The organism is Streptomyces griseorubiginosus (assembly GCF_017614965.1).
Lineage (GTDB): Bacteria > Actinomycetota > Actinomycetes > Streptomycetales > Streptomycetaceae > Streptomyces > Streptomyces griseorubiginosus_B.
In genome coordinates this window covers 1-7212 of the sequence record NZ_WVUG01000389.1, presented here as the reverse complement: position 1 = coordinate 7212, position 7212 = coordinate 1, and the positions used below count along the sequence as shown (strand labels likewise).

The window sequence follows — 7212 nt, the reverse complement described above, 5'->3', positions numbered from 1 at the left end:
CTGCTGGAGGGCGCGGGCGGCACGGTCGCGCTGCTGGCGGGCGGGGCGTGGGCGCTGCGCCGACGGCGCAAGGGCGAGGCGGGGCAGGCCGGTTGACGCTCGCGGCAGCCGTTCCGACGCACCGGTGCGCACCCCGCGGTCCCACGCGGGATCCACCCCCACCCGGTGCGGTGGAACGGCTGCCGCCTCCCCCCTCGGTGTGGCCTGCGGAACTCCATCCCCCCAAGTGTGAAGCTCCTGTGTAGGCGATTTGAGCATAGGCCTGCGACCGGCCGCAATGGTCCGGATGCAGAAATTCCGCTTGTAAGAGTTGACGAGTTGACGGTCGGTCGGCGCCGTCAGCCCCGCCCCACGTACGGCATCGCCGTGGCCAGCACCGTCGCGAACTGCACGTTCGCCTCGAGCGGCAGCTCCGCCATGTGCCGCACGGTGCGCGCCACATCGGCGACGTCCATCACGGGCTCCGGCACCACCGAACCGTCCGCCTGCAACGCCCCCGTCTCCATCCGCCGCGTCATGTCGGTCGCCGCGTTGCCGATGTCGATCTGCCCCACCGCGATCCGGTACGGCCGCCCGTCCAGGGACAGCGACTTGGTCAGCCCGGTCAGCGCGTGCTTGGTCGCCGTGTAGGCGACGGACAGCGGCCGGGGCGTATGCGCCGAGATCGAGCCGTTGTTGATGATCCGTCCGCCCTGCGGGTCCTGCTCCTTCATCTGCCGGAAGGCCGCCTGCGCGCACAGGAACGCCCCGTTGAGGTTGGTGTCCACCACATGCCGCCACGCCTCGTACGGCAGCTCATCCACCGGCACCCCGCCCGGCCCGAACGTCCCCGCGTTGTTGAACAGCAGGTCCACCCGCCCGAACCGCTCCACGGCGGCGGCGAACAGCCCGGCCACGTCCTCCGGTTGCGACACGTCGGTGCGTACGGCCAGCGAGGCCCCCTCGGGCACCAGCGCCGCCGTCTGCGCCAGCGTCTCGGGCCGCCGCCCCGCCAGCGCCACCGACCAGCCCGCCCGCGACAGCTCCACGGCGACCGCCCGTCCGATCCCGGACCCGGCACCGGTCACCACAGCGGTCTTCGATTCCCTCTCCGTCATGTCCGGCAGCGTAGGCGAGCGTCCGGCACGTGGAACCCGCCCGTCCGCCATCCGGGTGTTGTGGACCCGACAAAGCGTGTCGCCCCGGGCCCGCCGCACGTCCGCTCCCTCAACTGTGACGGGAGGACTGAATGATCATCACCACACGCCGCTCGCGCTGGCACGCCCCCGAGTACCGCGCCGCCGCCCGGCAGCTCGGCCGGCGCCGCTTCCTGACTCTGACCGCGGCCGCCGCGGCCCTCGCGTTCACCGTCGACCTGCCCGCGGCCGGCACCGCGGCGGCCGCCGCCCTGGACGCGGCCCGCATCGACAACGACCCCTTCACCCTCGGCATCGCCTCCGGCGACCCGCTGCCCACCTCGGTGGTGCTGTGGACCCGGCTCGCCCCCGCCCCCTACCAGGCCGACGGCGGACTGCCCGCCCAGCCCGTCGACGTCGACTGGGAGATGTCCCGGGACGAGACCTTCGCCACCCTCGCCGCCAAGGGCACCACCACCGCGTTCCCCGAGTTCAACCACGCCGTGCACGTCGAGGTCCAGGGCCTCGACCCGGGCCGCGCCTACTACTACCGCTTCCGCACGGGCACCTGGCTCAGCGAGACCGGCCGCACGCGCACCGCGCCCGCCGCCGACAGCGCCGCCCCCGCGCTCTCCTTCGCCGCCGTCTCCTGCCAGCAGTACCAGGACGGCTACTTCACCGCCCACCGCCACCTCGCCCAGGACGACGTCGACCTCGTCTTCCACCTCGGCGACTACCTGTACGAATACCCCGTCGACGCGGTCGGCGGCGCCCGCAACTACACCGACCGCGTGCTCCCGGACCTCTACAACCACGAGACCCAGACCCTCGAGGACTACCGGCTGCGCTACGCCCTCTACCGCTCGGACCCCGACCTGCGCGCCGCGCACGCCGCGCACCCCTTCGTCGTCACCTGGGACGACCACGAGACCGACAACAACTACGCGGGATCGATCCCCGAGGACGGCACCTCGCCGGCCGACTTCCTGCTGCGCCGGGCCGCCGCCTACCGCGCCTACTGGGAGAACCAGCCCCTGCGCGCCCCGCAGCTGCCCGTCGGCCCCGACGCCCGGCTCTACCGGCGGCTGCAGTGGGGCCTGCTCGCCCAGTTCGACGTCCTCGACACCCGCCAGTACCGCTCCGACCAGGCCTACGGCGACGGCAAGCACGTCCCGGGCCCCGAGTCCGAGGACCCGGCGCGCACCATGACCGGCGCCGCCCAGGAACAGTGGCTGATCGACGGCTGGAGGGCCTCCGGGGCGCTGTGGAACGTCGTACCGCAGCAGGTCTGCTTCTCGCAGCGCAAGCTGGACCTGAACCCCGTCGCCAAGGTCTCCATGGACGCCTGGGACGGCTACCCGGCCTCCCGCCGCCGCGTCCTGGACGGCGCCAAGGCGGCCGGGGTCGCCAACCTGATGGTGCTCAGCGGCGATGTGCACGTGGCGTACGCCTTCGACATCAAGGACGACTTCGACGACCCGTCCTCGCGCACCCTGGGCACCGAGATCGTGGCCACCTCGATCGCCAGCGGCCAGGACGGCACCGAGAAACCCGCGAACTGGGACACGTACATGACCGCCAACCCGCACCTGAAGTTCTACGACGGCCGGCGCGGCTATGTGAAGGTCACGCTGGACGAGACGGCGGCGCGGGCCGACTTCAAGACCGTGCCGTACGTGACCACGACCGGCGCGCCCGTCTCCACCGCCGCCTCCTTCGTGACGGAGGTGGGCGCGCAGGGGCTCAAGCCGGCGTGAGGGCCGGGTCCGCGGACTCGCCCGGGTAGCGGACGCCGACGCGGTCGCGGATCGCGTCGAGCGTGCGCATCACGGCGAGGGTGCCGTCGAGCGGCACGAGCGGCGACTCGGTCTCACCGGCCCGCAGCGCGCGCATGACCTCGCGGGCCTCGTGCCGGAGGCTGTTGCGCGGCCCGTCCGCCGGGTCGGCGGCGAACTCCTCCGGGTCGCGGCCGTCCCGGTGCAGCACGAACCGGTCAGGGAAGAAGAAGCCGTGCGGAATGTCGATGCGGCCCTGCGAGCCGGTGACGGAGGCCGAGGTCGCCGTACCGCCGACGATGGAGCAGTGCACCGAGGCGAGAGCGCCGCTCTCGAAGGAGAGCAGTGCACCCGTCTGGAGATCGACGCCCTCGTCGGAGAGCACCGCTCTCGCCGTCACGTCCGACGGCTCCCCGAGCAGCAGCTGCGCGAACGACACCGGGTACACCCCGAGATCCAGCAGCGAGCCGCCGCCCTGCGCCGGGTCGCGCAGCCGGTGCGAGGGCGGGAAGGGCCCCGCCAGCCCGAAGTCGGCCTGCACATGGCGCACCTCACCGATCGCGCCGTCCTCCACCATCCGCTTCAGCCGCCGCACCAGCGGATTGCAGTACATCCACATCGCCTCCATCAGGAAGCTCCCGCGCTCCCGCGCCAGCGCGACCAGCTCCTCGGCCTCGCGCGCGTTCAGCGTGAACGCCTTCTCGCACAGCACGTTCCGCCCGGCCTCCAGACACAGACCGGCGGCCGCCCGGTGCGCCGAGTGCGGGGTGGCGACGTACACGACATCGATGTCCGCGTCCTGGGCCAGGGCGGCCCAGTCGCCGTAGGCCCGCTCGATGCCGAACCGCTCCGCGAACGCCTTCGCCGACGCCTCGGTCCGCGAGGCCACCGCCACCACCTCGGCGTCCGGCAGATCGACGAGATCCGCCGTGAACGCGGCGGCGATCCCACCGGTCGCCAGGATGCCCCACCGCACACTCTCCGCCGTCATGCCCGCCCCACCCTCGCTCGTGCGATCCTCGCCACTGTGTACGAGCTGAGAGCATAGGTGGCGTATCGATCGGAAAGGGAGGGGCACATGGCCGAGCAGGGGGCCTCGACACCACAGACGACACAGGCGGCCGGAGCGGAAGCGGAACCGGCCGCCGTCCGCGCCGTGCGCCGGACCGGTCTGCTCGTCACCTTCATCCTGGGCGGCCTCACCGCCACACCCCCGCTGGCGATGGACATGTACCTCCCCTCGCTGCCCGAGGTCACCCACGCCCTGCACGCCCCCGCCGCCACCGTCCAGCTCACCCTGACCGCCTGTCTGCTCGGCATGGCGCTCGGACAACTGGTGGTCGGCCCGATGAGCGACAAGTGGGGCCGCCGCCGCCCGCTGCTCACCGGCCTCGCGGTGTACGTCCTCGCCACCGCCCTGTGCGCGTTCGCCCCGAACGTCGAGGTCCTGGTCGCCTTCCGGCTGGTGCAGGGCCTGGCGGGCGCGGCGGGCATAGTGATCGCCCGGGCGGTCGTGCGGGACCTGTACGACGGCACGGCGATGGCCCGCTTCTTCTCCACCCTGATGCTGATCTCCGGGGTCGCTCCGATCGTCGCGCCGCTGATCGGCGGACAGATCCTGCGGGTGACGGACTGGCGCGGGGTGTTCGTGGTCCTCACCGTCGTGGGCCTGCTGCTCGGCGGGCTGGTGTGGACGCGGCTGCCCGAGACCCTGCCGCGCGCCGAGCGGCACGCGGGCGGCGTCGGCGAGGCCCTGCACTCGATGCGCCGGCTCCTCGCCGACCTGCCCTTCACCGGCTTCATGCTGGCGGGCGGCTTCGCGTTCGCGGCGCTGTTCGCGTACATCTCGGCCTCCCCGTTCGTCATCCAGGACATCTACGGCGCCTCCCCGCAGACCTTCAGCCTCCTGTTCGGCCTGAACTCGGTCGGGCTCGTGATCGTCGGGCAGATCAACGGCAAGGTGCTGGTCGGGCGGGTCAGCCTGGAGAAGGTCATGGGCGTGGGCCTGGCGGTGGTGATCGCCGCCGCGACCGCGCTGCTGCTGATGTCCACCGGCGCCCTGGGCGCGGTGGGCCTCGCCCCCGTCGCCGCGGCGCTCTTCGTCCTGATGTCGGCGATGGGCGTGACACTGCCCAACGCCCAGGCGCTCGCGCTGATGCGCACCCGGCACTCCGCCGGCTCCGCCTCCGCGCTGCTCGGCACCTCCTCCTTCCTCATCGGCGCCGTCGCCTCCCCGCTGGTCGGGATCGCCGGCGAGCACACGGCCGTCCCGATGGCCGTCGTCCAACTGGTGGCCGCACTGGTGGCGCTGGCCTGTTTCATGGGAATGTGCCGTCCCTGGAACACACGTGCGGATACGGAGGGAGCAGGGAGCTGAGCGCGCCGAGACTGCGCGGCGACACCGCGGAACGGGCCGGACTCGATCCCGTGGAGCTGCGTCACCTCGTCCAGGAGGTCACCGACCTCACCACCGGGGCACGCCCCTGGGCCGCGGGCACCGTCGTGGTCGCCGGACGCGGGCCGGTGATCGCCGTCGAGGAGGCGGCGGGGTGGGCCGTACGGTACTCCGGCTACGACGAGGAGACCGACGCGGGCATCGAGCTGCCGGCCGCGGCACGCGTCCCGATGACCGTCGGCACGCCCTTCGACCTGGCCTCCCTGACCAAACTGTTCACCTCCGTCGCCGCGGTCCAGCAGATCGAGCGGGGCACCCTCGGCATCGACGCCCGGGTGGGCGCCTATCTGCCGGAGTTCCGGGCGGCGGCACGGCACGGGATCACCGTGCGGGAACTGCTCACCCACACCTCGGGACTGCGGCCCGAACTGCCGCTGTACGACTGCGCGGACGACACCGAGCGCATGGCGATGCTGCAGGCCGAGGCGCCGATCGGCGTGCCCGGCACCTACACCTACTCCGACCTCAACATGCTGCTCCTGCAGTACGTCCTGGAACGCGTCACCGGCCGCACGCTGGACGTCCTGGTCCACGAGGGCATCACCAGACCGCTGGGCATGACCGCCACCGACTTCGGGCCGTGCCCCGGTGCGGCGGCGACCGAGGACCAGCGGCGGCCGTGGGGCAAGGCGGACCGGGGGATGCTGCGGGGCGTCGTCCACGACGAGAACGCCTGGGCGCTCGGGGGAGTGGCCGGGCACGCCGGGCTCTTCTCCACCGCCCGCGACCTCGCCGTCTTCTGCCGCACCCTGCTGGCCGGCGGCTCCTACGGCCCCGCGCGCATCCTCGGCCCGGACTTCGTGGAGCTGCTGCTGACGCCCCCCGGCCTGGGCTTCGCGGTGGACCAGCCCTGGTTCATGGGCGAACTGGCGGGACGCGGGGCGGCGGGCCACACCGGCTTCACGGGCACGTCACTGGTCCTGGACCCGGCGACGGACACCTTCCTGGTGCTGCTGGCGAACACCGTCCACCCTCGCAGACGGCAGCCGGACAGCAGACCGCGGGCGGCCGCGGCCACCCGACTGGCACGGGCCGTACGCGGGATCGGACCGGTCACGAGAACCTGAGAGAATCCCCCGGTGAACGCCCCCGTACCCCCGGCCGAGACCCTCCGCTCCACCCTCGCCTCCCTCCTCGACGGCCTGCCGCCCAAGCAGGCCGCGAACGCGGTCGACCGGCTGATCGCGAACTACCGGGGCGCCACCCCCACCCACGCGCCCATCCTGCGCGACCGCGCCGACGTGGCCGCCTACGCCGCGTACCGGATGCCGGCGACCTTCGAGGCGGTACGGGCGGTCCTGGACGCCTTCGCGGCGGCCGTGCCCGGGTTCGTGCCCGCCACCCACACGGACGTCGGCGGGGGCACCGGGGCCGCCACCTGGGCCGTCAGCGCCACCTGGGCCGGCGAGCGCGACATCGCCGTGCTGGACTGGTCCGAACCCGCCCTCGCCCTCGGAGAGGAACTCGCCGCCGCCAACCCGGCGCTGCGGGGCGCCCGTTGGCAGCGCTCACGGATCGGAGCGGCGCTCACCCTCGAGAGCACCGATCTCGTCACCGTCTCCTACGTCCTCAACGAACTCACCGAGCCCGACCGCGCCGCCCTCGTCGACGCCGCCGCGGCCGCCGCCCGGGCCGTCGTGATCGTCGAGGCCGGCACCCCCGCCGGATACGCCCGCGTCATCGAGGCCCGCCGGCGGCTGACCGACGCCGGCTTCCAGGTCGCCGCGCCCTGCCCGCACAGCGCCGCCTGCCCGATCGCCCCCGGCACCGACTGGTGCCACTTCTCCGCCCGGGTCAGCCGCTCCTCCCTGCACCGCCAGGTCAAGGGCGGCTCGCTGGCGTACGAGGACGAGAAGTTCAGCTACGT

General features: G+C 73.1%; 6 protein-coding genes. 4 read left to right on the top strand and 2 right to left on the bottom strand.

The features are described from left to right. Window positions 1-338: 338 nt before the first annotated feature. Window positions 339-1097, bottom strand: a complete 759-nt coding sequence (locus GRC12_RS39855) for an SDR family oxidoreductase (RefSeq protein ID WP_208785347.1) — start codon at window positions 1095-1097, stop codon at window positions 339-341. A gap of 131 nt (window positions 1098-1228) precedes the next feature. Here GRC12_RS39855 and GRC12_RS39850 point away from each other — a divergent pair, with 131 nt between their 5' ends. After that, a complete protein-coding gene (locus GRC12_RS39850) occupies window positions 1229-2872 on the top strand; it encodes an alkaline phosphatase D family protein (protein WP_208785346.1) in 1644 nt (547 codons plus the stop codon). On the opposite strand, the gene GRC12_RS39845 is transcribed toward GRC12_RS39850, so the two are convergent. Further along, window positions 2859-3881, bottom strand: a complete 1023-nt coding sequence (locus tag GRC12_RS39845) for a Gfo/Idh/MocA family protein (protein WP_208785345.1) — start codon at window positions 3879-3881, stop codon at window positions 2859-2861. The genes GRC12_RS39850 and GRC12_RS39845 overlap by 14 nt on opposite strands. Before the next feature lie 87 nt (window positions 3882-3968). Here GRC12_RS39845 and GRC12_RS39840 point away from each other — a divergent pair, with 87 nt between their 5' ends. The 3 genes from GRC12_RS39840 to GRC12_RS39830 all read left to right on the top strand — a co-directional run. Further along, a complete protein-coding gene (locus GRC12_RS39840) occupies window positions 3969-5267 on the top strand; it encodes a multidrug effflux MFS transporter (protein WP_208785344.1) in 1299 nt (432 codons plus the stop codon). After that, window positions 5219-6412 (top strand): serine hydrolase domain-containing protein, encoded by a 1194-nt coding sequence (locus GRC12_RS39835; protein WP_208785343.1) that lies wholly within the window; start codon window positions 5219-5221, stop codon window positions 6410-6412. The genes GRC12_RS39840 and GRC12_RS39835 overlap by 49 nt, the downstream gene beginning before the upstream one ends. A 12-nt stretch (window positions 6413-6424) precedes the next feature. Beyond that, window positions 6425-7212: small ribosomal subunit Rsm22 family protein (locus GRC12_RS39830; protein ID WP_208785342.1), on the top strand; the 788-nt coding region annotated here is incomplete at its 3' end.

Excerpts from the sequence above, each read along its gene's own strand:
- GRC12_RS39845 (WP_208785345.1), bottom strand. The coding sequence starts at position 3,881 with ATGACGGCGGAGAGTGTGCGGTGGGGCATCCTGGCGACCGGTGGGATC.
- GRC12_RS39855 (WP_208785347.1), bottom strand. The coding sequence starts at position 1,097 with ATGACGGAGAGGGAATCGAAGACCGCTGTGGTGACCGGTGCCGGGTCC.
- GRC12_RS39850 (WP_208785346.1), top strand. The coding sequence starts at position 1,229 with ATGATCATCACCACACGCCGCTCGCGCTGGCACGCCCCCGAGTACCGC.
- GRC12_RS39840 (WP_208785344.1), top strand. The coding sequence starts at position 3,969 with ATGGCCGAGCAGGGGGCCTCGACACCACAGACGACACAGGCGGCCGGA.